The sequence below is a fragment of the Phytomonospora endophytica genome (assembly GCF_014202425.1).
In the GTDB taxonomy this organism is placed as follows: Bacteria; Actinomycetota; Actinomycetes; order Mycobacteriales; family Micromonosporaceae; genus Phytomonospora; species Phytomonospora endophytica.
In genome coordinates, this window is sequence record NZ_JACHGT010000009.1 from 196,399 (window position 1) to 222,325 (window position 25,927).

A 25,927-nucleotide genomic window follows, 5' to 3' on the forward strand; every position below is an offset into this window, starting at 1 on the left:
CGCCGCCCGTCTAGCCGGGCAGGACCGAGTCGTCCGGGTACACCGTCCGGGCGGCCTTCTCGACGTCGAGACCCCGCTTCTTCAGGTAGGGCATCGGGTCGATCTTCTCCCCGTCGAGGTGCACCTCGAAGTGGCTGTGCGGCCCGAAGGAGTAGCCGGTGTTGCCGACCTTCGAGATCGGGTCGCCGGCCTCGACGGTGTCGCCGGAGGAGACCGTCAGCGCCGAGTTGTGCGCGTAGTAGGTCTGGAGGCCCTTGCCGTGGTCGATGACGACGAGATAGCCGTACGTCCCGGCCCATCCGGCCTCGCTGACCTTGCCACGGTGGGCGGCGTAGACGGGCGTGCCGGTCGGCGCGGCCAGGTCGATGCCCGCGTGCAGTACACCCCAGCGCTGCCCGAAGTAGGAGGTGAGGTCGAACTCGCCCTTCTTGAGGGGCGTGGTCCAGATCTCCTCGGCGGCCTGCGCCTTCAGCGGGGTGCGGTCCAGGCCGCGGGTGGCGACGGTCGACGTCGTCGTGCGCTGCACCGTCGACAGGTCTCCTCCCGCCTGGCCGTCCTCGACGACGGCGACGACCGCGGGCGGCCCGCCGATCGCGGTGGCCGGGGACTCGTCGGGCAGGGCGGCGGCGCTTCCCAGCGCGATAACGCCTCCGGCGATCACCGCGGTGGCGACGACCGTCGCGTATTGGATCTGTATCGCCGAGGCCGCCCGGCGCCGCCCGACATAGGTCCCGGCGCCGAACTCCCACTCGGCGCCCACCCGCACCAGCATCTGCGCGGCCGTGGTCTCCCAGTGTGGGGCCGCGCGGTGACGCGCCACGAAGTGACTGTCCCTCACGAGACACCCCCAATCGCCGGATACCGTAACCGATCGCTCACACAGCGTTCCGGGCGGGACCTGTCCCACACCTTCGACCTGCCGGACCTGAACGATCGGTAGGCTCGACGGCGAGTCGTTGGCGCACCGAGGCGCCGTGCTTGAAGGGTGAGGACCATGAGTTCACGCATCAGGGTCGTGGTGGCCAAGCCGGGCCTGGACGGCCATGACCGCGGAGCCAAGGTGGTGGCACGCGCCCTCCGCGACGCCGGCATGGAGGTCATCTACACCGGCCTGCACCAGACGCCCGAGCAGATCGTGGCCACGGCCATCGCCGAGGACGCCCAGGTCGTGGGCCTCTCGGTGCTGTCGGGCGCGCACATGACGCTCTTCGAGCGGGTGATCGGCCTGCTGAAGGAGCGTCAGGCGAGCGACATCGTCGTCTTCGGCGGCGGCATCATCCCCGACGACGACATCCCGCGCCTGACCGAGATGGGCGTGGCGAAGATCTTCACACCGGGGGCGACGACCGCCTCGATCGTGGAATGGGTGCGCGGGAACGTGAAGACCTCGTCGGCGGCCTAGCCTCCGACCGCGGAACAACAAAGAAGCGGCGGGAGCCTGAAGCTCCCGCCGCTCATCGGCGCATATAACGAGGGACCGGACGCACCCCTCAGACGTCCGGTCCCTCTCATGCACGACACCCCGCCGCCACCCCTCGACCGACAGGGCATCGGCCGTAAACATCGACCCGGACCGGCGGCTTATTTCGCCGCTCACTGTCCGTTTTGGCCGACGTTGATATCAACGATCCTGCCAGACGAGGGTTACGCCCTGCACGCAGATCTTCTACAACTAGTTTTCGGCGTGTCGGATTCGCGTGCTTGTCAGGCACAATCGTCTCCGGCTCGACCGTTCACCACGAGAGGCGTTCCATGCAGATCCGCACCGGCTCCCCGCAAGACGCGACCTTCGTCGTCCGCGCCGACTCCAAGGCGCAGCGCAAGGTCTTCGGGGCCATGGCGCTCATCGGCGGGCTCGTCACCCTCGGCGGTCTCGTGCAGCTCCTCGTCGACCTCGCCTCCCCCGCGGCCTGGGGCCTGACCGTCATCGGCCTCGCCATCCTCGCCCACACCCTCATCGAGTGGCGCCGCCAGCTCTCCTTCCCCGTCCTGGCCGTCGGGCCCGAGCACATCTGGTTCCGCATCGGCACCCGCCACCTCGTCGCCGTGCCCTGGACACAGGTCACCGGCGTGCGCTCGACCAGCCACGGCGGCTTCTGGTTCCTGTGCGTCGACGCCGACGAGGCCGCCGCCGAGCTCGAAGAGACCGCCCCGAAGCTCTGGCAGAAGACCGCCGCGGCCCGCAACGCCCACGAGACGCCCTTCGCCATCACCGACAGCGGCAAGGACCAGTCGCGCTTCAAGATCGCCGCCGAGGTCGACCGTCAGCGGGCCGCCGCCAACCCCGCCTCCGGTGACGGACAGTCGATGTGACACGTACGACACACCCGGCCCGGGTGTGATCGCAACCCCCTCGCTACCCTGCGGAGGAGTCGCCCCGGCGACCCAACTCTTGTCTCAACCAATGTCAGCGAAGACGCAGGGAGCAGGGACTAAATCGTGGACCTGTACGAATATCAGGGGCGCGCGCTGTTCGAGCGGCACGGGGTGCCGGTGCTCGACGGCGGAGTGGCCACCACTCCGGAAGAGGCTCGCGAGCTCGCCGAGCGGCTGGGCGGCAAGGTCGTCGTCAAGGCCCAGGTGAAGGTCGGAGGCCGCGGCAAGGCCGGTGGCGTGAAGCTCGCCGACGGCGCCGACGAGGCCTTCGCGCGCGCGACCGACATCCTCGGTATGGACATCAAGGGCCACACCGTCCACAAGGTCATGCTGAGCGTCACGGCCGACATCGCCGAGGAGTACTACTTCTCGTTCCTGCTGGACCGCGCCAACCGCACCTTCCTGTGCATCGCCTCCACGGCCGGCGGCATGGAGATCGAGCAGGTCGCCGACGAAGACCCCGACAAGGTCCTCAAGCTCCCGATCGACGCGATCAAGGGCGTCGACGAGACCGTCGCCGGTGAGATCGCCGACCGGGCCGGCTTCCCCGCCGACCTGCGTGACCAGCTGGTCAACATGTTCGTCAAGCTCTGGGCGGCCTTCGTCGCCGAGGACGCGACCCTGGTCGAGGTCAACCCCCTCGCCCGCATCGGCGACGGGACCGTGCTGGCCCTCGACGCCAAGGTCACCCTTGACGAGAACGCCGGGTTCCGCCACCCGCAGCACGAGGAGTACGTCGACGTCAACGCCGTCGACCCCCTTGAGCAGGCCGCCAAGGAGAAGGACCTCAACTACGTCAAGCTCGACGGCAACGTCGGCATCATCGGCAACGGCGCCGGCCTGGTCATGTCCACGCTGGACGTGGTCGCCTACGCCGGTGAGAACTACGGTGGGATGAAGCCGGCCAACTTCCTCGACATCGGCGGCGGCGCCTCGGCCGAGGTCATGGCCAACGGTCTGGAGATCGTCCTCGGCGACGCCGACGTGAAGTCGGTCTTCGTCAACGTCTTCGGCGGCATCACCGCCTGCGACGAGGTCGCCAACGGCATCGTGCAGGCGCTGGCGATGCTCGCGTCGCGCGGCGAAGAGGTCACCAAGCCGCTGGTCGTCCGGCTGGACGGCAACAACGCCGAGGAGGGTCGCCGGATCCTCGACGAGGCGAACCACCCGCTCGTGCAGCGTGTGGACACGATGGACGGCGCGGCCGACAAGGCCGCCCAGCTCGCGGCGCAGGGAGCGTAACGATGGCTATCTTCCTCACTGAGAACTCCAAGGTCATCGTCCAGGGCATGACCGGCTCGGAGGGCATGAAGCACACCCGCCGCATGCTCGCGTCGGGCACCAACGTCGTCGGCGGCGTCAACCCGCGCAAGGCCGGGACGAAGGTCGACTTCGACGGCACCTCGCTGCCGGTCTTCGCGACCGTCGCCGAGGCCATGGCCGAGACGGGCGCCGACGTATCGGTGCTGTTCGTGCCGCCGGCCTTCACCAAGGCCGCCGTGATCGAGGCCATCGACGCCGAGATCCCCCTCGCCGTGGTCATCACCGAGGGCGTGCCCGTGCACGACTCGGTGTCGTTCTGGGCGCACGCGGGCGCGAAGGGCAACAAGACGCGGATCATCGGGCCGAACTGCCCGGGCCTCCAGTCGCCCGGCAAGGCCAACGCGGGCATCATCCCCGCCGACATCACCGGCGCCGGCAAGATCGGCCTGGTCTCGAAGTCGGGGACGCTGACCTACCAGCTCATGTACGAGCTGCGCGACATCGGCTTCTCCACGGCCGTCGGCATCGGTGGCGACCCGGTCATCGGGACCACGCACATCGACTGCCTCAAGGCCTTCGAGGCCGACCCGGAGACCGAGGCCATCGTGATGATCGGTGAGATCGGCGGGGACGCCGAGGAGCGTGCCGCCGAGTTCATCGCCGAGCACGTGACCAAGCCGGTCGTCGCCTACATCGCGGGCTTCACGGCCCCTCCCGGCAAGACCATGGGGCACGCGGGCGCGATCATCTCCGGCTCGGCCGGTACCGCCGACGCCAAGAAGGTGGCCCTCGAAGCCGCCGGTGTGAAGGTCGGCAAGACGCCGTCGGAGACGGCGAAGCTCATGCGCGAGGTCGTGCGGGGCCTGTAGGTCCCCGACCATTCGACGCGGTACGACGGCGAACCCCGGGAGCGTGGTGGCTCCCGGGGTTCGCCGTGTCCGGGGCCCGTGGTGAGGCCCCCGCCGAACCTCGGCGAAGATCCACCCGGCAGGCCGCCACCCGATTCGCCCGTCCCCCTGAGACACTTACCGCGATGGGCGAGCAGAAGCGGAAACGAGGCGCACAACGCGACACCGCGAAGGTCGACGTCAGCCGTGTCCGCCAGCGGCGCGGCACGCAACGTGAGACCGTCCCGGTCCAGGAGCGCCCCCGCGGCCGTCAGCGCGAGACCGTCGCGGTCGGCCGGTCGCCGCTGCCCCGCCGCAAGCGCACGGCGCGGTCGGTCTTCACCGCGGGCGTCGCGACGACCGGCTGGGCCGTCCTCGTCGTGGGCACACCGCTGATCGTCTGCGTGGTCGCCGCCTGGTTCCTGGCCGGGCATCCCGGTTCGGTCTCCGACGCGGTCCGCGCGGCCGGCGCGGTCTGGCTCCTCGGGCACGGCGTGCCCGTCGGCATCGCGGGCGGCCTCATCGGACTTCCGCCGCTGGTCGTCACCGTCGTCCTCGCCTGGCGGCTGAAGAAGGCCGGCGCGAACACCGCGCGCGCGATCGGCGCGCGCGACTCGGCGGCCGTCCGTTCGGTCCTCCTCGCGCTCGTCCCGCCCTACACCGGCATCGCCGTGATCGTCGCCGCGCTCGTCGACTCCGACCTGTTCAGCGTCGGCGTCCTGCGCAGCGCCGGTCAGGCCGCGCTGTTCGCGGCGGTCTTCGGGGTCTGGGGCGCGCTGCGCGAGTCGAAGGTCGGCGTCCGGCGCTGGCGGCGGCTCCCGCTGTGGCTGCGCCGGGGTCTGCGCACCGGCATGATCGCGACCGTCCTCCTCCTGGCCGCCGGGTCGCTGGCCGCGGGGATCTCCCTCGCCGCGAACGCGTCGGCCGCCATCGAGATCCTCGACGGCTACGGCACCGGCGCCCTCGGCGTCGGGCTCATCTGCCTCCTCTACGTGCCGAGTTTCGCGATCTGGTCGACGAGTTTCCTGCTCGGGCCCGGTTTCGCCTTCGGGACCGGAACGACCGTCTCCCTCGTCGACGTCGTCCTCGGGCCCGTCCCGGCCGTCCCGTTGCTCGCGGCACTGCCGACCCAGCCCGCTCCCCCGGCCGCGACGGTCCTGCTCGGCGTCCCCGTCGCCACCGGCGTCGTCCTCGGCGTCCTCCTCGCCCGGCGCAGCTCCGAGCTGCGGCTGGCCCACCTGTTCCTCGCCGCGATCTCGGCGGGCCTGGTCGCCGGCGTGCTCGTCGCGATCGTGTCCTACGCGGGTTCCGGGCCGCTCGGCACCGGGCGGCTGGCCACCATCGGCCCGCACCTGTGGCCGACGACGCTCACCGCCGCGGGGACGATCGCCGTGGCCGTCGGCTTCGGCGCCGCCGCGACCCGTGCGCTTCTGGGCCGCGACCGGCGGTTAAGGTAGGTCGTGACCCTGCGTAGCCCCGCTCGTCTCGTCGTCCTGATCTCCGGTTCCGGCACGAATCTCCAGGCGCTCATCGACGCCTGTGCCGACCCCGCCTACGGCGCGCGGGTCGTCGCGGTCGGAGCCGACCGGGGCGGCATCGCCGGGCTGACGCGCGCCGAGAAGGCAGGCATCCCGACCTTCGTCCACCGGGTCAAGGACTTCGCCGAGCGCGACGACTGGAACGCCGCGGTGACCGCCGACGTCGCCGCCGCGAAACCCGACCTGGTCGTGTCGGCCGGCTTCCTCAAGATCCTCGGGGAGTCCTTCCTCGCCGAGTTCGGCGACCGCTACATCAACACCCACAACTCGCTGCTGCCGTCCTTCGCCGGCATGCACGGTCCCCGCGACGCCTTCGAGGCGGGCGTCAAACTCGCCGGGGCCACCCTCTTCTTCTGCGACGCGGGCATCGACACCGGCCCGATCATCGCGCAGGTGGCGGTGCCCGTCGTCGACGACGACACCGTGGACACGCTCACCGAACGCATCAAGGAGGCCGAGCGGCGGCAACTCGTCGACTGCGTCGGCCGGATGGTGCGCGACGGCTGGACCGTGACCGGACGCAAGGTAACCCTCGGACAGAAGAGCGAGCAATGAGCGAAGCACGCAAACCCATCACCCGCGCGCTGGTCAGCGTCTACGACAAGACCGGCCTGGAAGACCTGGCCCGCGGCCTGCACGCCGCCGGTGTGTCCATTGTGTCCACCGGATCGACGGCCTCGACGATCGAGTCCTTCGGCGTCCCGGTGACCCGGGTCGAGGAGCTGACCGGTTTCCCGGAGTGCCTCGACGGGCGCGTGAAGACGCTGCACCCGAAGGTGCACGCCGGGCTGCTGGCCGACCTTCGGCTCGACACACACCGCGCGCAACTGTCCGAACTGGACATCGAGCCCTTCGACCTGCTGGTGAGCAACCTCTATCCCTTCGCCGAGACGCTCGCCTCGGGCGCCTCGACCGACGAGATCATCGAGCAGATCGACATCGGCGGGCCCGCGATGGTGCGCTCGTCGGCGAAGAACCACGCCAACGTCGCCGTCGTGACCGAGCCTTCCGCCTACGGCGAGCTCCTCGCGGCCGTCGAGGCGGGCGGGTTCACCTTCGCCGACCGCCAGCGCCTGGCCGCGCGGGCCTTCGCGCACACCGCGACCTATGACGCGGCGGTCGGTTCGTGGCTGGCGCGGGAGACGAGCGAAGGGTTCCCGCCCTTCGTGGGGCAGGCGCTGTCGCTGTCGAAGACGCTGCGGTACGGGGAGAACCCGCACCAGCAGGCCGCGTTGTACCACGATCCGCAGGCGGCGGCCGGGCTCGCGCAGGCCGAGCAGCTGGGCGGCAAGGAGATGTCGTACAACAACTACGTCGACGCCGACGCGGCGTGGCGGTCGGCCAACGACTTCGCCGACCCGTGCGTGGCGGTCATCAAGCACGCCAACCCGTGCGGGATCGCGGTGGGCGCCGACGTGGCCGAGGCACACCGGAAGGCGCACGCGTGCGACCCGGTGAGCGCCTACGGCGGTGTGATCGCGGTGAACCGCGAGGTGAGTCTTGAGCTCGCGGAACAGGTGAAGGGCATCTTCACCGAGGTGATCGTGGCGCCGTCCTTCGCCGACGAGGCCCTGGAGTCGCTGCGGAGCAGGAAGAACCTGCGGATCCTGCGGGCTCCGGCTTGGGCGCCGGCGCCGATGGAGTTCAAGCAGGTCTCCGGTGGCGTGCTGGCGCAGGTCCCCGACCGCGTCGACGCCGACGGCGACGACCCCGCCAACTGGCGTCTGGCGACGGGCACGCCCGCCGATGAGGAGACCCTCGCCGAGCTGGCCTTCGCGTGGCGCGCGATCCGTTCGGTGAAGTCGAACGCGATCCTGCTGGCCAAGGACGGCGCCACCGTCGGCGTCGGCATGGGTCAGGTCAACCGCGTCGACTCGGCGAAGCTGTCGGTGGAGCGCGCCGGTGACGACCGCGCCAAGGGGTCGGTCGCGGCCTCCGACGCCTTCTTCCCCTTCGCCGACGGTCTTGAGGTGCTGCTCGCGGCGGGTGTGAAGGCCGTCGTGCAGCCCGGCGGCTCGATCCGCGACGAGGAGGTCGCCGCGGCCGCCGAGAAGGCGGGCGTGACGATGTACCTGACGGGCGCGCGGCACTTCTACCACTAGGACGAGACGACGACGGCGACGTCGTCGCCGAAGACCGCCCCGCGCGTGAGTGCGGGGCGGTTTTGGTGAGGGCGTCCCGCCACTCCCCCGACCCCCCAAGGTCCGCATATCGACACATTCAAGTCGTTGACACCGCGTGCCACTCCCCCGACCATGGGATCACCCCCGTTCCCCGATCCCCCGGGAGTCACCGTGTCCAAGCTCTTAACCCGGACGACCCTCCTCCTCGCGGCCCTCCTCGCCGCCTCCACCCTCTCCGCTCTCGCCTACCCGGCACCGGCGCAAGCGGCGACCTACTCTGCTCCGCTGCGCACCGCCGTGGCGAACCTGACCGTCGCCTCGGAGATCCGCACCGGCTACGACCGCGACCTCTTCCAGCACTGGATCGACGCCGACGGCGACGGCTGCAACACCCGCTACGAGGTCCTCATCGCCGAGGCGACGACGGCTCCCAGCGTCGGTTCCGGCTGCACCCTCACCGGTGGCCGCTGGTTCTCCTACTACGACGGCGCGAGCTGGACCCAGCCCGCCGACCTCGACATCGACCACTTCGTGCCGCTGGCGGAGTCCTGGGACTCCGGTTCCCGCAACTGGACCGCGACGCAGCGCCGGAACTTCGCCAACGACCTGGGCGACTCCCGTTCGCTGATCGCCGTCACCGACAACGTCAACCAGGCCAAGGGCGACAAGGACCCGCGCGAATGGCTGCCGTCGGTGACCAGCGTCCGCTGCCGGTACATCACCGAGTGGGTCGCGGTGAAGACCCGCTGGCGCCTCACCGTCGACAGCGCCGAGAAGAGCACGCTGACCTCGCTGGCCGGCGGCTGCACGAACGTGACCGTCACGGTCACCTACGCGATCTAGATGCGAGTGGGTGATGGGACCGCCGTGCCCTGACGGGCCCATCACCCCCGTTCACCCGCACCCCGACTTACTCGCGGGTGAAGTCCATGACCCAGTTGAGCTCCCAGTTCGCGCCCTCGTCGGCGGAGAAGGACTGCTCCCAGCGGAAGGCGTCGGCGTTCTCCCCGGTCCAGGAGTTGCGGACCAGGACCGTCCGTCCGTTGTGGACGGTCTCGCCGCGGAACTCGCCGTCACCGCCGCTCACCTCGCCCACCACCGGTTCGGTGAGGATCCCGTCGCGGCCGTCGACCCAGTACAGCGACCACTCGCCGCTCTTCCTGTCCTGGAAGCCGACGGTCATCCCGGTGACGCCCTTGCTCGGGAAGTCCATCTCGTCGACCATCCCGACGCCGTCGAGCAGCAGCCGGCAGACCGACGTGCCCTCGAACTCGTCCCACTCGGTGTCGCCCGCGAGCCAGGTCTTCAGGCGCCGGTTGGCAACCTTCCAGGACCCGACGAAAAAGTCGAAATCGTTCATGCCCGAAACCTAGAACGGGTCCGCTGACATCTCTTGGCAGTGAAGATGTAAAGCTTCGGCATGCGCGCCGGCCGACTGCTCTCCACCCTCCTCGTCCTCCAGACGAGGGGCCGCCGGACCGCGCGGCAGCTCGCCGACGAGCTGGAGGTCTCGGTCCGCACGGTCTACCGCGACATCGCCGCCCTCCAGGCCAACGGCGTCCCGGTCCTCGGCGACGCCGGGCACGACGGCGGCTACCGGCTGCCCGACGGCTACCGCACCGAACTCACCGGCCTGACCGCCGACGAGGCCGGGACCCTCTTCCTCACCGGGCTCCCCGGCCCCGCCGCCGCCCTCGGACTCGGAGGGCTCGCCGCCGCGACGACGCTGAAACTCATGGCCGCCCTCCCCGAAGGCCTGCGCGAACAGGCGACGCGCGTCCGCGACAGGTTCCACGTCGACACGCCCGACTGGTACGGAACCGCCGACGACACCCCGCACCTGAGCGCGATCGCGCGCGCCGCATGGGAAGCGCGGCGGATCGAGGTCCGCTACCGGCGCTGGGCCAGCCCGCGCGAGGTCGACCGGACCCTCGACCCCTACGGTCTCGTCCTCAAAGGCGGGCACTGGTACCTCGTCGCCGCCGACCGCGGCGACCCGCGCACCTACCGCGTGTCCCGGGTCCTCGCCATGTCCCCGACCGGTGAGGTCTTCCAGCGCCCACGGGACTTCGACCTGGCCGCCCACTGGCGCGACTACCTCGCCGAGTTCGACGCCCGCCGCGTCCGCGGCGAGATGACGATCCGCCTGTCCCCGACCGGCTTGGAGATGCTCACCGACCTGCTCGACGGCGCCAGCGCCCGTGCCGTCGCGGAGACCGGCGTCGCCGGCCCGGACGGGTGGGTGACCGCACGGATCCCCTACGAGAGCGTGGAGCACACGACGAGCCTCGTGCTGCGCTTCGGCGAGGACGCCGAGTTGCTGGAGCCGGGGTGGATGCGGGAGAGGCTGGCGGCGAGCGCGCGGGCGATCGCGGGGAAGTACGCGCCCTAGGTGGATTGCACGTTCGGGGGATCCCGGGACTTTTTCATGTGCGGATTTCCCACCCGGGTTTTCTCGCGCGGGACCCCTCCGGGACCTGTGCTGACTGGAGACATGGCCCGATCGGGCCGAGAATTCGCGACGGATCCGGACGCTCGCGGACGATCCCGCGACCCCGAGAGTCATCGGATCCGCCGTGCGGGGGTGCCGGACCTGCCCAAACCGATCGATCGCCCAGATCGACCCGAAAGCGAAGACCGTTCTCCCGCAACGCTTTCCGCGTCCTTCCCGGACGGCGTGCTCAATCACCGCGGTCTCCGGCCGTGATCCGCGAGGGCCTCGAACCGTCCGGGCGCGATTTGCCGACGGCCCGTGTCGACGGTCACGCTGTGGCTCGCCGCGAAGGTCGCGGCCTTGTGCACAAGAGGCGGTTCACTTGTTCGGGAATCCATCGCGACGTCGCCGGGTCTGCCTTCCGGAGGGCCCGGCGAGCGCGGAGTGGCGCGCTGGGGCGCCCTCCGTCCTGGTCATCGTGATCACGTTCGCCGTCGCCGTGGCGCTCACCGCGGCCGGTCACGATCTCCAGACGGTCGCCGCCACCACCGTCGTACTGCTCGGAGCCGGTGTGTCCGCCGCCCGGCGGCTGCGCTCCAGGTAGTCCCGTGCCCAGGCCGGCCGGCGGTCCCGGCGCGGAGTTCGGCGCACACCTGCGTCGGCTCCGCGTCAACAAGGGCCTGACCCAGGAACAGCTGGGGAAGTACGTGCACTATTCGAAGAGCCAGATCTCGCACGTCGAGTGCGGGGACCGGCTTCCCGTCGAGGCGGTGGCGCTCGGTCTCGACAGGGTCCTGGACGGACGCGGCCGGCTGCTCGCGGCTTGGCACGAGGCCCGGCCGGGGAGAGGCTCCCGTCCGCCGGCGGTGCGGCCGTGCTCATCGGAGCAGCCCGAAACGCCCGAGGTGACCGACACGGTCTCCTTCGCCGCCGCACTTCAGCATCTGAAGCTCGCCGCCGGGGTGTCCTACGGTGACCTCGCGAAGCACAGCGGGCTGCCGAAGGCGACTCTCCACGACCTGTGCCGAGGCAAGCGCGCGAGTCCGCCGTCCACCCACACGGTGACGGCGTTCCTGGTCGCCGTCGGTGTCACGGGGGAGGACCTCGCCGGGTGGCTCGACACGCTGGCCCGTATCCGGGTCCCGGCCTGGGGCCGGGATCGGCTCCGCCGCGGTGCCGAGAGCGGCGACCCCGCCGCGATGCACCGCTACGCCGAACACCTGCGCGAGATCGGTGAGACCGCCGGGGCCGAGCGCTGGCGGCGCTCGGCCGCCGAGGCGGGGTCCGTCGAGGCGATGATCGAGCTGGGGACCGCCCACCGCAGGGCCGCGGAACTGGACGCGGCGGCGTCCTGGTGGCTGCGCGCGGCCTCGGCGGGTGATGCCACGGCGATGAACTACCTCGCGCTGCTGGCGGCCAACCGAGACGACGCGCAGCTGGCCGAGCACTGGTATCGGGCGTCGGCCGAGGCGGGAAGCGTGGAGGCCATGCACAATCTGGCCCTCATCCTCGACGATCGCAACGAACCGGAGGCGGCCGAGCGGTGGTATCTGATGGCCGCGCGGGCGGGCGATGACGGCGCCATGGAGAACCTCGCCGCCATCTACCGTGCCCGCGGCGACCTGCCGAAGGCGGGAATCATGAAGAGCCTGGCGCAACGGCGCCGGGCCGAGGGGTGAGCGCGGGGATCCGTTCGGGATCCCCGCACCGCCTCACCTCCGCGTGTCGTTCACGCACCGCAGCACCGGAGCCGCCGTGAACGCCCCGGCGTCGAGCCCTTCCGGCCCGGACACGGTGAAGGTCACCGACTCCCCCGGCAGCAACGTGACCAGGGCTTTGTCCACTGTGGCCGCCGGGTCGACGCGGTCGGGGAACAGCGTGAGGTCCCGCAGCAGGGACCTCGCCGTGACGCGCACGGCGTAGCCGCCGGTCATCGGCTCGGCGACGGCCTCGAAGTCGGCCTCCGGGTAGGCCAGATCCCTGTCCCGGCCGAAGAACCACCACGCCCGGCGCCCGTCGGCCTCGGCGAGCAGGAGTTCGGCGCGGTCGTAGTCGGGTGTCGTGAGTTCGGCCGGTAGGTCGACGCGGGCCGAGCCGTGGGCTTCGGCGTCGAGGGTCGCGCTGTGTTTGGCCAGGACGCGCCCGTCGAAGGACAGCCGCGTCACCTCGACCGGACCGTGCCATTCCGCGCCGGAATCGTTGAGGGCGAACAGGACCGGGACGCCGTCGCGCTCCCGCAAGGTCAGCAGCCGGTCGGCGTAGACGTCGCGGAGGGCGTACCAGAGCGGCTTGCGGCGGCCGTCGCCGTCGATCGCCGCCCAGGACGTGACCGGCCAGCAGTCGTTGAGCTGCCACATGATCGTTCCCGTGCAGACCGGGCGCAGGGAACGGAAGTGGGAGATGCCCAGCGACAGCGCGCGCGCCTGGTTGAGCTGGGTGAGCCAGTGCCAGTCGTCGAAGTCGGCCGGTTCGCCGAAGTGGGCGTCGAGTCCGCGCTTCAGCTTCAGGTCGCCGTCGGCGGCCTTCTGGTGGTGGGCCATGCCGGGCGAGTCGGGCGCCAGCGTCTCGTCCGACAGGGCACGGCGGAGCGTCGCGTACGCCGGTGGCGCCTGGTAGCCGAACTCGGCGGCGAAACGCGGGGTGTAGGTCAGATAGTGGGTGTAGTCATGGGTGTTCCACACGTCCCAGATGTGCATGTTGCCGTGCGCGGGATCGTTGGGGTGCAGGTCGTCCGAGCCCGACCAGGGACTGCCGGGCCAGTAGGGCCGCGCCGGATCCAGTTCCTCCACAATGGACGGCAGGGTCTCGAAGTAGTACCCGGCGCCCCAGGTCCGCTCGCCCAGCTCGTCCTTCCAGCCCCAGTCCTCATGGCCCCAGATGTTCTCGTTGTTCCCGGTCCACAGCACCAGACTGGGGTGCGAGGCGAGCCGAACAACGTTGTCGCGGGCCTCGGCCTCGACGTGCCCGGCGATCGGCTCCTCCTCCGGGTAGGCCGCGCAGGCGAAGAGGAAGTCCTGTCCCACCAGCAGTCCCAGCTCGTCGGCGAGCTCGTAGAAGTCCTCCGACTCGTAGATCCCGCCGCCCCAGACGCGCAGGAAGTTGACGTTGGCGTCGACGGCCTGGGCGAAACGCCCGGCGAGGCGTTCGCGGGTGATGCCGGCGACGAAGACGTCGTCGGGGATCCAGTTGACTCCGCGAACCCAGATGGGGCGGCCGTTGATCTCGACGGTGTAGCGCCGGCCGTGCTCGTCGGGGGCGGTGTCGAGGCGCACGGTCCGGAAACCGACGCGGCGGGACCAGGTGTCGTGGACGGTGCCGTCGGCGCCGAGCAGTTCGACGTCGAGCTCGTAGAGGGGCTGGGCGCCGTAGCCGCGCGGCCACCACAGCTCGGGCTCGGGCACACCGAGTTCGACGGTGAACTCGCCGTCGGCGACGGGTACCTCCACGCGCTGACCGGCGATCCGGGCGGCGACGGTGAGCGGTCCGGCGGTGCCGCCGTCGGCGATGACGTGCACCCGGACCTTGCCGACGCCGTCCTCGACGGTCACCAGTGGACGGACGCGCGCCAGCCGCGCGGTCCACTCGTGCAGGCCGATGGGCCGCCAGATGCCCGCGGTGACCAGGGTCGGGCCCCAGTCCCAGCCGAAGTTGCAGGCGTTCTTGCGGATGAAGCCGAAGGGCTCGGGGTAGGCGTTGGGCCGGTCGCCGAGGAAGTCGCGGGTGCGTTCGGCGTAGCCGTAGGCGGAGTCGAAGCGCACGGCCAGCCGGTTCTCCCCTTCCCGCAGCAGGTGGCGGACCGGGAAACGGTGCGCCACGTGCATGTTGGAGGTGCGGCCGGCCTCGACGTCGTTGACGGTGATCGTGGCGACGGTGTCGAGTCCTTCGCACACCAGGTCGGTGCCGGTGTCCGTGCCGGGCGACCAGTCGAAGGCGGTCTCGTAGACCCAGCCCGCGCGGCCGATCCAGGCCAGGTGCGTCTCGTTGTCGTCGAGGTACGGGTCGTCGATCAGCCCGGCGGCGAGCAGATCGGTGTGCACGCAGCCGGGAACGGTCGCGGGCACCGTCGCGGGGGCGACGTTCTCCGGCACCGGCGAACCGAGGGCGGCGGTCAGCCGCCATCCGGTGTGCAACGGGGTGTGCTGGCTCAATGGATCTCCTTGGCTATGGTCGTCAACCTTTGATACCCGACAGCGTGATGCCCTTGGTGAAGTGCTTCTGGAACACGAAGAAGAAGATCACAGTCGGGAGCGAAGTGAGCAGTGAGGCGGCCATGACGACGCCCATGCCCTGCGGGTTCTGCGCGACCGAGGTGCTCAGTCTCGACAGCGCGACGGGCAGGTTGGCGAAGGAGTCGTCGTTGATGATGATCAGCGGCCACAGGAAGTTGTTCCACTCGGCGAGCGCGATGAAGATCGCCATGGCGGCCAGTGCGGGCCGCAGGAGGGGCAGCACGATGCGCCACCAGATGCGGAACTCGCCGGCTCCGTCGACGCGTCCGGCGTGCACGAGTTCGTCGGGGATGGAGCGCATGTACTGCACGAGGAAGAACAGTACGAAGGCCTTGGCGAGGGCGGGCACGATGTAGCCCTGGTAGGAGTCGAGCCAGCCGAGGTTGCGCACGATGAGGTAGTTCGGGATGAGGCTGACCTGCCAGGGGACCATCATCGAGGCGAGGACGACGAGGAAGATGATCCGGCGGCCCCTGATCTCCAGTTTGGTGAGCGCGTAGGCGGCCATGGCGGCCAGCAGTAGTGAGCCGATGGTGACGGCGGTGGTGACGAACAGCGAGTTGGCCATGAAGCGGAAGTAACCGCCGGGGAGTTCGGGCCAGCGCTGGAAGAGGCCGGCGACGTGGCCCGCGATCTGTTTCCCGGGTGTCCAGGACGGGTCGTGGAAGTTGTCGAAGGACGGGTCGGCGGGCAGGAAGCTCGGTGGGTTGCGGCTGAGTTCGGGGACCGGTTTGAAGGCGCCGATGACCATCCACCAGAAGGGGGCGAGCATGGTCACGGCGAGCAGGTAGAGGGGGACGCGGGCGATGGCGGCCCAGGGGAGGCGTCGGCTCATCACAGGTCCTTCAGGGTGCGGGACAGGCGCAGCTGGACGGTGCTGACGACGAAGATGACGATGAACAGGGTCCACGCGATCGCCGAGGCGAAGCCGAGTTCGAACTTCCCGAAGCCCATGTCGTAGAGGTACGGCACGATCATGAGGGCGCTGTCGAGGACGCCGCCGACGTTGCTGGCGGTGGTGCGGAAGACGACGTAGACGGCTTCGAAGACCTGGAAGGCGCCGATGAGGCTGGTGATGAGGACGTAGGTCGTCACCGGGCGCAGCAGGGGCAGCGTGATGTGCCAGAACTTCCGCCAGGCCGAGGCGCCGTCGATCTCGGCTTGTTCGTAGAGCTCTTCGGGGATGGCGTTGAGTCCGGCGACGAAGATGATCATGCCGTAGCCGGCGCCGCCCCACACGGAGATGAACACGAGGATGGGGACGGCCAGTTCGGGGGTGCTGAGCCAGGCGACGGAGTCGGCGCCGAACCAGGCGAGGACGGTGTTGGCCAGGCCGAAGTCCTCGACGTCGAAGATCCAGCCCCAGATCAGGAACAGCGCCATCGACGAGGTGACCGAGGGCAGGAAGAAGATCGTGCGCATGGTCTTGTCGCGCAGTCTCGTGGTGCGGAAGGCCAGGGCCAGCGCGAGGGCGAGAAGCGTGGTGAGACCTACGGAGAAGACGACGTAGAGGCTGGTGTTGCCCAGTGCCTTGCGGAAGCGGGCGTCGTCGGTCCACAGGCGCGTGAAGTTGTCGAGGCCGACGAGGTTCGGCGGTTTGATGCCGTTGAAGTCGGTGAAGGCGAGGTAGAGGGAGTTGAGCAGCGGCCAGACGAGGAAGGCCGCGAACAGCGCCAGGAACGGCGCCAGCATGAGGTAGCCGGGCAGGTTGCGGCGCAGGTGTGGGCGGCGTTTCGCTTTGGCGGCACGGATTCTGGGGGCCGACCGCACGGTGGCGTGCGGGGTCTCGGTCGTCGACATGGGACGCTCCAGGGGCGAAGGGGCCCGGCCCGCGCGGCCGGGCCCGCGGGGACCGGTCAGCCGGTCAGGTTCCGGGTCAGCAGCTCGGCGATCTCGCCGAGTTTCGCGGCGGGGTCGGCCTTGTTCAGCACGACTTCCTGGAGGAGCTTGTCGATGTCTGGGCTGCTGGCGTCCCAGCCCGGGCAGTTGGGCGGGCCTTCGGCGGTCTGGAGGGTGGTCTTCAGCGCGGTCTTGGCGGTGTCGGTGGTCTCCAGCCTGTCGACGAGTTCGGCGCGCGGGGAGATCCACAGGAATCCGTTGGCCTTCGCGGCCTGCTGGAGCGCGGCGACGGCCTCGTCGGTGTAGAAGTACTCGATGAAGTCGGCGGCCTGGGCCGGGTACTTCGTGTACGACATGGCGCCGAGGATGCGGCCGCCGATGAAGCTGCCGGCGCCGGCGGGACCGGACGGGAGAACCGACACGTCCCACTTGCCGACGAGGTCGGGGTGCGAGGCGTCGAGGCCGGAGAGGTTCCAGTTGCCGCCGTTGGCCATGACGATGTCGCCGGATTCGAGGCCGCTGGCCAGGTCCGGTTCCTCGTTCGGGGCGCCGTGCACGCGGTGCAGGTCGGCCCAGTAGTTCAGGGCGGCGACGCCTTCGGGGCTGTTGACGGTGACGGTCTTGCAGTCGTCGGTGTACCAGTCGCCGCCCGCCTGCTTGAGGAAGTTGGTGTACTGCAGCCAGCTCAGGGTCGACCAGGTCATCACGAAGGGGCTGTCGTGGCCCTTCTGCTCGAAGTGGCCGATGGCGGCGGTCAGTTCCTCCCACGTCGTCGGCGGGGTGATGTTCTCGGCGGCGAGGAGGTCGCTGCGGTAGTAGAAGAGGTAGAGCGTCATGTCCATCGGGACGCCGTAGACGGCGCCGTCGGTCGCCTCGACCGACTTCCAGGAACCGGGCGCCACCTTCGGCTCGATCCTTTCGGGAACACCGAACTGGTTCAGGTCGAGCATCCCGCCGAGGGCGCCGAACTCGTTGCCCCACGACAGGCCGCCGGAGATGACGTCGGGCCCCTCCTGCGCGGTGGCCGCCGAGAGGATCTTGGCGTGCGAGTCAGCCCAGGCGACGGCCTGGATGTCGATGGTGGTGCCGGGATGGGCGGCGATGTAGAGGTCGGCGACGGCACGCAGAACGGCCACTTCCTCGTCACCGCCGGTGTTCCAGAAGACCAGGTGAGCCGGTTCAGAGGAATCGGCGGTGTCGGTCTGCGGCGTCGCGGTCGTGCACGCCGAAATGGCAAGGACTGTTGCGACCGAGAAGGCCGCGAGCAGGGTTCTTAATACTTTTCGGGTGGGGTTCACGCGGATCACGCCTTTCCGTCGAGCGGCTCGAACATCTACTGAACCGGATAAGTGAACCGACCGTAGGGCGACGGGACAACGATGTCAAGGACAAGGCGCCGCCATGTCGTTCCGGTGACGTCTGCGGAGTTCAGCCGCCCCGGCCGCATGGGGGTAGCGTTGTGCAGGCCCGAAACCGGTCGAGATCAACCGGTCAACCACCCTTCACCCCGCGGGGGATCGCACGTGATGAAGCGGCCCACGATCGCCGACATCGCCCGGCGCGCCGGCGTGTCCAAGGGCGCGGTGTCCTACGCGCTCAACGGCAGACCCGGCGTCTCGGCCGGTACGCGCCAGCGGATCCTGGCCATCGCCGAGGAGGTCGGCTGGCAGCCCAACAGCGCCGCCCGCGCGCTGTCCGGCTCCATGTCCAATGTGGTCGGTCTGGCGCTGTGCCGGCCGGCCCGCGTCCTGGGCATCGAGCCCTTCTTCATGGAACTGATCAGCGGACTGGAGGCCGAACTGTCCGCCCGCGACTATGGCCTGACCCTCCAGGTCGTCGCCGACGCCGACGCCGAACTGGCCGTGCATCGCCGCTGGTGGGCCGAACGCCGTGTGGACGGCGTACTCGTGTGCGACCTGCGCGTCGACGATCCGCGCGTCCCCGCGCTCGAAGAACTCGGACTCCCCGCCGTCGTGATCGGCGGCCCCGCCCACACCGGCGGCCTGCCCAGCGTCTGGCATGACGACGCCCAGCCGCTCGCCGAGACCGTCGAGTACCTGGCGGCCCTGGGCCACAGGCGGATCGCGCACGTCGCCGGGCTGCCCGAACTCCTGCACACGCGGGTGCGGACCGAGGCCTTCCACGACGTCACCACCCGCCTGGCGCTGCCCGAAGCCGTCACCGTCTCCTCCGACTACACCGGCGAGGCGGGCGCCCGGATCACCCGGCGGCTGCTCAGTTCACCGCGCCGGCCGACGGCGGTCATCTACGACAACGACGTCATGGCCATCGCCGGACTCGGTGTGGCGCAGGAACTCCGGCTCGACGTGCCCGGCGATCTGTCCATTGTGGCCTGGGACGATTCCCCGCTGTGCCAGCTGACGCACCCGGCGCTGACCGCGCTCGGGCGCGACATCCCCGCGTACGGGGCGATCGCGGCGAAACGGCTGCTCGCGGCGATCGCCGGGGAGGACGTCGGGGACCACCGCGACGTCCCCGCGCAACTGACGACAAGGGGAAGCACGGGGGCGCCGCGCTGAGGGCCGTTCCACCTCCGCGTGGCCCGAGCCGCGGGCCCCGCAACCGGTGGCGCCTTCCCCACGCCCCTACCCCTGTCCCATCTCCCAAACTGTCGCGTCCTGCGGGAACCGCGACACCGTCCACGCCTTCACTCGTCGCGGGCGCAAGCGGAACAGCCCTCCCGACGGGTCGGGGATCGGCCCCCGCGGGTACTTCGCGGTGTACTGCTCGACGACCTCGGCCCCGATCTCCGGCGGGATCACCGCGACGTCGGCCGCCTCTCCCTCGACGATGAGCACGTCCTCGGCGCTCTCCAGGTGCATCACGACCTCGGGGCGTTCGGCGAGATCGCGGGCCCAGCGGGCGGTGGGGATGCCGTCGAAGTACCAGACGTCACGGACCCAGGCGCCCCACAGCGGCACCGCGTGCGGTTTGCCGGCGGGGCCGGTCGTCGTCAGCCAGTAGTACCTGGCGGCCGCGAGGCGTTCGGCGAGGCCGCCCCAGTCGAGGGTCGGGTGCGACCCGGTGCTCTGCTCGTAGTGCTCGGGCATGCGCAAACGCGCTGAACGCGGCTCGGTCATTCCGCGACGCTAGACACCCGGTACGACAGCGGATCCGAACACGGAATGGCGTTGGGCCATACCGCCGTCACAGGTCGTGTGTCGTTGTCTACACTCAGTACCGGCGCGCGGCCACCTCGCGGGGTCGCTCGTTCACGCGGAACGCATTTGTCTCCCGTTTCCGCCACCGGGTGGGGGTCGCCTCAAGGCGGCCCCCACCGGGCTCTCAGCCCGAAAGGGTCAAGCGATGCCCTGGCGCTGCGCCAGCTGCGTCAGCTGCATCCGCAACGCCTCGACGAGGTCGCCCGGCTCCTCGTTCTGGACCGTGAAGCGCTGGTAGGCGTCATGTGCCGGGCTCAGCAGGCCGCCCTTGTCGTTGGCCTGCAACAACACGTCCGTGCTCAACTTGCCCGCCACGAAGGTCAACTCGACCTCGCGGAACCTGTCCTTGAACTCACCACCGGGCCAGTACTCGATCTCCTGGTAGAACGGCATGTGCGACCCCGGAATCGTCCCCGCCTCCAGGTCGGCGAGCTGAAGCACGAAACCCAGCTCCTCCATCGCCGCCATCACCGCGGCCTGGATCGGCAGCGGCTCAACGACCAGCGGGTCGAGGTCGCCCTTGTCGAAAGCGTTGTCCAAGGCCAGTTCCGTCGACACACCGAGCTTCATCGTCGGCAGCGGACGGCCGCCGACGGCGCTCAACGGCGTCTCCAGGGGAACCGGGATCGAAAACGCCACACTGTGCGTCGAGCCCTTCGCCAGCTGGAACGGACCAGACACCTGCGCGCGGTGGAAGTCGAAGGTCGACTGCTTGTCCTCACCCTTGTCGTCGAGCTCGACGATCGCGGTGAACTCGATGTTGATGCTCTCGACTTTCTGGTCGTTCTCCCCGCCGACGAAGGTGACCTCCCCGTTGAGAGTGGCTCCTGGTGTGACATTGGGGTCGGTCAGGACACTGTCGACGGTGACCCCCGCACCGAAGACCGCCTTGAGCTGACGCAAGACCACGGGGTGGTTCCTTTCATCGATCACGGAAGAGTGGCCACCAGCGTAACCGCGCTCCCAACAGGTGCATAGTGGACCGAGGTGTCAGGCCTCGACCCTTGCGCCATAAGCCATCGCGACGAGCGCCGCCTGCGCCAGATCGATCCGCGTGCCGGTGATGTCCAGGTCGCGCAGCGCGATCCCGGTGAGATCGGCGCCCCGCAGATCGGCCCCGCGCAGTTTGACGTTGTGCGCCCGCGCGTACGACAGGTCGGCGTCCCGCAGATCCGCGCCCGACAGGTCCGCCTCGGTCAGATCCGCCTCGCGCAGGCGCAGCCCGCGGAACTTCGCCTTCGACAGGTTCTGCTTGCGCAGCGACACATAAGACCAGTCCCCGCCGGCGATCCGGGCCGGCCGCAACTCACTCTCCACAAAGGACGTGCCCGTGAGCTTGCAGTCGTCGAAGACCGCGCCGAACAACACGCAGCGCCGGAACGTGCAGCCCAGGAACGCGCAACGCGTCAGCGTCGCCGAGTTCAACCGCAGCCCGGTGAACTCGCAACGCTCGAAGACGCATGAGGTGAACACCGCCTCGGTCGCGTCCACCTCGACGAACTCACAGTTCTCATAACGCTCCTTCGTCCGCTCCTCAAGGGCCCAGTCCTGATAGGCGATGCGTTCGTCGGTGAAGGTCATCACGACAGTCAACACGACCGCCCCGAGGACGATCGGGCGACGGACCGTCCCCGTCCCGTCCTCACGCCGTCCTCGCCCGGCGACCCCCACGAGCCGAGCACGCTCCGTCCTCTCCGGCCGGTGTACGCCACCGACCTGCGACGACACCACCGAAGGCGCCCCGGCACGGCGGATCCGGCGCGCGCCCGCTGACGCCCGCCACCGGTTCGGTTGATTTACACCGCTCGAAAACCTGGCTTACGCTCCGCACAGCGCCCCTCGCCCAGGGGCACTGCCCGCGACGGCGTCCGCCCCACCGGGCAGCCCACCACAGTGGAGGTCAGCGTTTCGTGTCCTCGAAAACTCTCCCGGGCCGTAAACCGGCCCTTTTAACCTTCGCGACCGCGGCGGTCACCGCCGCAGCGGTACTCAGCGGCGGCACGGCCGCGCTCGCCGAGAACGGCGCGCCCGAGCAGTTCAGCGCCGGCCGCTACATCGTCGAACTCTCCGCCGAACCCGTCGCCACCTACAACGGTGGCGTCAAAGGCTTCTCGGCCACCCAGGCCGAGGAAGGCGAACGCCTCGACACCGGCCTGGCCAAGGTCGACCGCTACCGCGACTACCTCGCCGACCTCCGCGGCGACGCGCTCGCCGAGGTCCCCGGCGCCGAGGTCCTGCGGACCTACGACACGGTCTTCAACGGCTTCACCGCCGAACTGTCCGGCGAGGAGGCGCTCGCGCTGTCGAAGGCACCGGGCGTCGTCAGCGTCTTCCCCGACGAAGAACTCAAGGCCGACACCGTCACGACCCCCGACTTCCTGGGACTGACCGGCTCCGGCGGTGTGTGGGAGCGGCAGTACGGCGGCGACGAGCACGCCGGTGAGGGCGTCATCGTCGGCATCCTCGACTCCGGTGTGTGGCCGGAGAACCCGTCCTTCGGCGCGCTTCCCGAGCCCCGCCCGGACCAGGACGTCATCGACGGCAAGTGGAACGGGACCTGCGACACCGGCGCCACCGGCGACCCGGCCAAGGACATCGAGTGCAACAACAAGGTCATCGGCGCGCGGTACTACCCGCCCGCGGTGATCCAGCCCGGTGACTTCCTCTCGCCGCGCGACCACAACGGTCACGGCTCGCACGTCGGCTCCACCGCCGCGGGCAACCACGGCGTCGAGGCGACGGTCTTCGGCAAGTCGCTCGGCAAGATCTCCGGTATGGCCCCGGCCGCGCGCCTGGCCTACTACAAGATCTGCTGGACCACCGCCGACGGCGGATGCACGGTCTCGTCGGCCAACGCCGTCGCCGCGATCGAGGACGCCGTCAACGACGGTGTCGACGTCATCAACTACTCCATCTCCGGTTCGACGAACGTCGCCTTCACCCCGCAGCAGCAGGCGTACTTCAACGCCGCCGCCGCCGGCGTGTTCGTGGCCAACTCGGCCGGAAACAGCGGTCCGGGCAGCACCGTCGCGCACAACACCCCGTGGGTGACCACGGTCGCGGCCAGCACCCACGGCCGCGTCTCGGAGTCGACGGTGACCCTCGGCAACGGAGCGACCTTCAAGGGCGCGAGCCTCACCGCCGGTCTGCCCAGTGCCCCGGTCGTGGCGTCGAAGAACATCGGGCTCCCGGGCGGCGGCAACGCCGAACTGTGCGCCGTCGGCTCCCTCGACCCGGCCAAGGCGGCCGGGAAGATCGTGGCCTGCGCGCGCGGCACGGTCAGCCGTGTCGACAAGGGCAAGGCCGTCCTCGCGGCCGGTGGTGTCGGGATGATCCTGTACAACCCCGATCCCGCCTCCGACGACGTCGTCCTCGACGCCCACGTCCTGCCGGCCGTGCACGTCAAGGCCGCCGCCGGCAGCGCGCTGCTGGCCTACATCGCCGGGACCGCGACGCCGACGGCGTCGCTCAGCTCGGCGGTCCCGTCGATGGTGCCCGCGCCGGAGATGGCCGCGTTCTCCTCGGCCGGCCCCGCGCTGGCCGCCGGAGGCGACCTGCTCAAGCCCGACATCACCGCTCCCGGCGTGGACGTCTACGCCGCGGTGGCTCCGCCCAACAACAACGGGCAGATGTTCGGCCCGAACAGCGGCACCTCGATGTCGAGCCCGCACATCGCGGGTCTGGCCGCGCTCGTGATCGGCAAGCACCCGGACTGGTCGCCGATGGCGGTCAAGTCCTCGCTGATGACCACGGCGACCCAGACCGACAACGCCGGCCGCCCGATCCAGCGCGGCGGGCACGACGCGACGGCCTTCGACTACGGAGCCGGGCACGTCAACGTCGGCAAGGCCTTCGACCCGGGCCTGGTCTACGACTCCGACGCCGTCGACTGGCTGCGCTGGGGTTGCGGAATCGGCGAACTCGCGCCGCGCTTCCCGGAGCTGTGCGCGGAGTTCGGCGCGCTCGACCCGACGCAGATGAACTACCCGTCGATCGCGATCGGCAACTTCGTACGCTCCGAGACGGTGACCCGCACGGTCACCAACGTCGCGAACCAGACCAGCACGTACTTCGCCACGACCGACGCCCCCGAGGGCACCAAGCTGACCGTCTCGCCGCAGTCGCTGACGCTGCGTCCCGGTCAGTCGGCGTCCTTCAAGGTGACGATCACCCGGACCACGGCGCCCCTGGGCGCCTACACCGAGGGTTCCTACACCTGGCGGGACATGCGCGGCCACGCCGTGCGCAGCCCCGTGGTGGTCAAGCCGGGCGCGCTGTCGGCACCGAAGTCGGTCGAGGGCAGCGGGTCCAGCGGTTCGCTGAACCTCAACGGCGTCAGCGGTTACACCGGGACGCTCTCGGCGACGGTGACGGGCCTGGCCCCGGTCGTGACGACCCCGCTCGCCCTGAGCAACCCCGACGGGAGCAACTTCCCGACGGGCGCCCCGGCCGAGAACGCCCACGTCAAGAAGGTCGAGACTGCGGTCCCGGCCGGCGCGACGGGCTCGTTCAACACCTACGACGCCGACTACGCCTCGGGCACCGACCTGGACCTGTTCTTCTACCGTAAGAACGCCAACGGGTCGCTGACCTACCTGGGCGCTTCGGCGGGGACGACCGCGCAGGAGGGCGCCACGCTTCCCGGCGGGGCGACCTACGTCGTGTACGTCGACCTGTTCGCCTCCCCGTCGAACCTGCCGGTGACGGCGAAGCTGCACACGCTGGCGCTCGGCGGTGACGCCGGGAACCTGGTGATGAGCAGGCCTTCGCAGCCGGTCAAGGTCGACCAGGCGTACACGCTGACCGGGACCTGGAGCGGCCTGACGGCCGGTCTGGAGTACCGGGGCATCGTGACGTACCGGGACGCGACCGGTGCGGTGCTGGGTACGACGACCGTGGTGATCCGGGCCTAACGGCCCAGAGCAGTCCACAGGGGACCGGGTCGCGCCTTCGGGTGCGGCCCGGTTTTCGGTGTGGAGGGCCGGCGGCGGGGTCGCGGGATACGCGCGCCATCTCGGTGCCCCACCGCTCTGACCCGCCACGCCCGACATCCCCTAGCCGATGATGTGCTCGGCCCTCTCCGCGTAGTGACACGCGCTCAGGTGCGGATCCGCCTCCCGCTCGATCAGCGCCGGTGTCTCCTGCGCGCACAGGTCGGTCGCCTTCCAGCACCGGGTCCGGAAGCGGCATCCGGACGGCGGGTTCGCCGGTGACGGCACATCCCCCGACAGCCGGATGATCTGCCGGTGTTCGCGCGCGTCGGGGTCCGGTACGGGCACGGCCGACAGCAGCGCCTGCGTGTACGGATGTGTGGCCCGGGAGTAGATCTCGTCCTCGGTGCCGAGTTCGACGATCCGCCCGAGGTACATGACGGCGACGCGGTCGCAGATGTGCCGGACGACGGACAGGTCGTGGGCGATGAAGATGTAGGAGAGCCCGAGCTCGGCTTGGAGCTTCTCCAGCAGGTTGATGACCTGCGCCTGGATCGAAACGTCCAGAGCCGACACGGGTTCGTCGCAGATGATGATCTCGGGGTTCAGTGCGAGCGCGCGGGCGATGCCGACCCGCTGTCGCTGTCCGCCGGAGAACTGGTGCGGGTACCTGTTGATGTGTTCGGGGTTGAGCCCGACCACGTCGAGGAGTTCGCGGACCCGTGATTCGCGTGCCTTGTCGTTCCCGCCGACGCCGTGGATGACCAGCGGTTCGGCGATGATGTCGCCGACGGTCATGCGCGGGTTCAGCGACGTGTACGGATCCTGCATCACCATCTGCACCTGGCGGCGGAGCCTGCGGAGTTCGCCGCCTTTGGCGGCGACGATGTCGCGCCCGTCGTAGATCGCGGTTCCGGCGGTCGCGGTCTCCAGTCGCATCAGCAGTTTCGCGAGTGTCGACTTGCCGCAGCCCGATTCGCCGACGACCCCGAGCGTCTCTCCCTTGTGCAGGACGAAGTCGACGCCGTCGACGGCCTTGACGTCGCCGATCTTGCTGCGGAAGAGGATCCCGCGGGTGATGGGGAAGTACTTGACCATCCCGTTGACGGTGAGGATCGGTTCGCC

General features: G+C 69.9%; 23 protein-coding genes. 13 read left to right on the top strand and 10 right to left on the bottom strand.

Annotated elements, in window-relative coordinates:
* Nucleotides 1-10 precede the first annotated feature (10 nt).
* Nucleotides 11-820 (bottom strand): M23 family metallopeptidase, encoded by an 810-nt coding sequence (locus HNR73_RS21620; protein WP_184789383.1) that lies wholly within the window; start codon nucleotides 818-820, stop codon nucleotides 11-13.
* A gap of 174 nt (nucleotides 821-994) precedes the next feature.
* Between HNR73_RS21620 and icmB the strand changes: the two genes are divergently transcribed.
* The 8 genes from icmB (at nucleotide 995) to HNR73_RS21660 (ending at nucleotide 9,030) form a co-directional block, all read left to right on the top strand.
* Nucleotides 995-1,402: a coenzyme B12-dependent isobutyryl CoA mutase small subunit gene (gene icmB, locus HNR73_RS21625; protein WP_184789384.1), complete on the top strand. Its 408-nt coding sequence runs from the start codon at nucleotides 995-997 to the stop codon at nucleotides 1,400-1,402.
* Between the two features lie 350 nt (nucleotides 1,403-1,752).
* Nucleotides 1,753-2,313 carry a hypothetical protein gene (locus HNR73_RS21630; RefSeq protein WP_184789385.1) on the top strand — a complete coding sequence of 187 codons (561 nt, stop codon included), beginning with the start codon at nucleotides 1,753-1,755 and terminating at the stop codon, nucleotides 2,311-2,313.
* Between the two features lie 126 nt (nucleotides 2,314-2,439).
* Nucleotides 2,440-3,618, top strand: a complete 1,179-nt coding sequence (sucC, locus tag HNR73_RS21635; RefSeq protein WP_184789386.1) for an ADP-forming succinate--CoA ligase subunit beta — start codon at nucleotides 2,440-2,442, stop codon at nucleotides 3,616-3,618.
* Between the two features lie 2 nt (nucleotides 3,619-3,620).
* Nucleotides 3,621-4,508, top strand: coding sequence for a succinate--CoA ligase subunit alpha (gene sucD / locus HNR73_RS21640; protein ID WP_184789387.1), 888 nt, complete (start codon nucleotides 3,621-3,623; stop codon nucleotides 4,506-4,508).
* A gap of 164 nt (nucleotides 4,509-4,672) precedes the next feature.
* Nucleotides 4,673-5,983 carry a cell division protein PerM gene (locus HNR73_RS21645; protein ID WP_184789388.1) on the top strand — a complete coding sequence of 437 codons (1,311 nt, stop codon included), beginning with the start codon at nucleotides 4,673-4,675 and terminating at the stop codon, nucleotides 5,981-5,983.
* 3 nt (nucleotides 5,984-5,986) lie between these two features.
* Nucleotides 5,987-6,619 (top strand): phosphoribosylglycinamide formyltransferase, encoded by a 633-nt coding sequence (gene purN / locus HNR73_RS21650; protein WP_184789389.1) that lies wholly within the window; start codon nucleotides 5,987-5,989, stop codon nucleotides 6,617-6,619.
* Nucleotides 6,616-8,166 carry a bifunctional phosphoribosylaminoimidazolecarboxamide formyltransferase/IMP cyclohydrolase gene (purH, locus tag HNR73_RS21655; RefSeq protein ID WP_184789390.1) on the top strand — a complete coding sequence of 517 codons (1,551 nt, stop codon included), beginning with the start codon at nucleotides 6,616-6,618 and terminating at the stop codon, nucleotides 8,164-8,166. Before purN ends, purH begins: the two co-directional genes overlap by 4 nt.
* Nucleotides 8,167-8,358: 192 nt before the next feature.
* Nucleotides 8,359-9,030 carry an HNH endonuclease family protein gene (locus tag HNR73_RS21660; protein ID WP_239122055.1) on the top strand — a complete coding sequence of 224 codons (672 nt, stop codon included), beginning with the start codon at nucleotides 8,359-8,361 and terminating at the stop codon, nucleotides 9,028-9,030.
* A gap of 67 nt (nucleotides 9,031-9,097) precedes the next feature.
* Here the strand turns inward: HNR73_RS21660 and HNR73_RS21665 are convergent, their stop codons facing one another.
* Entirely contained in the window at nucleotides 9,098-9,547 is a 450-nt protein-coding gene (locus HNR73_RS21665) for a hypothetical protein (RefSeq protein WP_184789392.1), read from the bottom strand.
* A gap of 60 nt (nucleotides 9,548-9,607) precedes the next feature.
* On the opposite strand from HNR73_RS21665, the gene HNR73_RS21670 reads away from it, so the two are divergent.
* The 3 genes from HNR73_RS21670 (at nucleotide 9,608) to HNR73_RS21675 (ending at nucleotide 12,300) form a co-directional block, all read left to right on the top strand.
* Nucleotides 9,608-10,579, top strand: coding sequence for a helix-turn-helix transcriptional regulator (locus tag HNR73_RS21670; RefSeq protein ID WP_184789393.1), 972 nt, complete (start codon nucleotides 9,608-9,610; stop codon nucleotides 10,577-10,579).
* A 520-nt stretch (nucleotides 10,580-11,099) separates the two neighbouring features.
* Nucleotides 11,100-11,225 carry a hypothetical protein gene (locus HNR73_RS40015; protein WP_260337313.1) on the top strand — a complete coding sequence of 42 codons (126 nt, stop codon included), beginning with the start codon at nucleotides 11,100-11,102 and terminating at the stop codon, nucleotides 11,223-11,225.
* Nucleotides 11,226-11,229: 4 nt separating this feature from the next.
* Nucleotides 11,230-12,300 (top strand): helix-turn-helix domain-containing protein, encoded by a 1,071-nt coding sequence (locus HNR73_RS21675; protein ID WP_184789394.1) that lies wholly within the window; start codon nucleotides 11,230-11,232, stop codon nucleotides 12,298-12,300.
* Nucleotides 12,301-12,333: 33 nt separating this feature from the next.
* Here the strand turns inward: HNR73_RS21675 and HNR73_RS21680 are convergent, their stop codons facing one another.
* From HNR73_RS21680 to HNR73_RS21695, 4 genes are read right to left on the bottom strand one after another with little or no spacing between them, the layout of a single operon-like run.
* Nucleotides 12,334-14,769: a glycoside hydrolase family 2 protein gene (locus HNR73_RS21680; protein ID WP_184789395.1), complete on the bottom strand. Its 2,436-nt coding sequence runs from the start codon at nucleotides 14,767-14,769 to the stop codon at nucleotides 12,334-12,336.
* Between the two features lie 22 nt (nucleotides 14,770-14,791).
* The gene (locus tag HNR73_RS21685) at nucleotides 14,792-15,685 is read right to left on the bottom strand and encodes a carbohydrate ABC transporter permease (RefSeq protein WP_184789396.1); all 894 of its coding nucleotides are present in this window, start codon (nucleotides 15,683-15,685) and stop codon (nucleotides 14,792-14,794) included.
* Nucleotides 15,685-16,650: a carbohydrate ABC transporter permease gene (locus HNR73_RS21690; RefSeq protein WP_184789397.1), complete on the bottom strand. Its 966-nt coding sequence runs from the start codon at nucleotides 16,648-16,650 to the stop codon at nucleotides 15,685-15,687. The genes HNR73_RS21685 and HNR73_RS21690 overlap by 1 nt, the downstream gene beginning before the upstream one ends.
* A gap of 56 nt (nucleotides 16,651-16,706) precedes the next feature.
* Entirely contained in the window at nucleotides 16,707-17,987 is a 1,281-nt protein-coding gene (locus HNR73_RS21695; RefSeq protein ID WP_184789398.1) for an extracellular solute-binding protein, read from the bottom strand.
* Nucleotides 17,988-18,215: 228 nt separating this feature from the next.
* Here HNR73_RS21695 and HNR73_RS21700 point away from each other — a divergent pair, with 228 nt between their 5' ends.
* Entirely contained in the window at nucleotides 18,216-19,229 is a 1,014-nt protein-coding gene (locus tag HNR73_RS21700; protein WP_184789399.1) for a LacI family DNA-binding transcriptional regulator, read from the top strand.
* Between the two features lie 66 nt (nucleotides 19,230-19,295).
* Here HNR73_RS21700 and HNR73_RS21705 read toward each other — a convergent pair whose 3' ends face one another.
* The 3 genes from HNR73_RS21705 to HNR73_RS21715 form a co-directional block, all read right to left on the bottom strand.
* Nucleotides 19,296-19,790, bottom strand: coding sequence for a pyridoxamine 5'-phosphate oxidase family protein (locus HNR73_RS21705; RefSeq protein ID WP_184789400.1), 495 nt, complete (start codon nucleotides 19,788-19,790; stop codon nucleotides 19,296-19,298).
* 219 nt (nucleotides 19,791-20,009) lie between these two features.
* Nucleotides 20,010-20,780: a sporulation protein gene (locus HNR73_RS21710; RefSeq protein WP_184789401.1), complete on the bottom strand. Its 771-nt coding sequence runs from the start codon at nucleotides 20,778-20,780 to the stop codon at nucleotides 20,010-20,012.
* A gap of 81 nt (nucleotides 20,781-20,861) precedes the next feature.
* The gene (locus HNR73_RS21715) at nucleotides 20,862-21,452 is read right to left on the bottom strand and encodes a pentapeptide repeat-containing protein (protein ID WP_184789402.1); all 591 of its coding nucleotides are present in this window, start codon (nucleotides 21,450-21,452) and stop codon (nucleotides 20,862-20,864) included.
* 329 nt (nucleotides 21,453-21,781) lie between these two features.
* Here HNR73_RS21715 and HNR73_RS21720 point away from each other — a divergent pair, with 329 nt between their 5' ends.
* Nucleotides 21,782-24,784, top strand: a complete 3,003-nt coding sequence (locus HNR73_RS21720) for a S8 family peptidase (RefSeq protein ID WP_184789403.1) — start codon at nucleotides 21,782-21,784, stop codon at nucleotides 24,782-24,784.
* Between the two features lie 141 nt (nucleotides 24,785-24,925).
* Here the strand turns inward: HNR73_RS21720 and HNR73_RS21725 are convergent, their stop codons facing one another.
* Nucleotides 24,926-25,900 (bottom strand): ABC transporter ATP-binding protein, encoded by a 975-nt coding sequence (locus HNR73_RS21725; RefSeq protein ID WP_239122057.1) that lies wholly within the window; start codon nucleotides 25,898-25,900, stop codon nucleotides 24,926-24,928.
* Nucleotides 25,901-25,927: the final 27 nt, after the last annotated feature.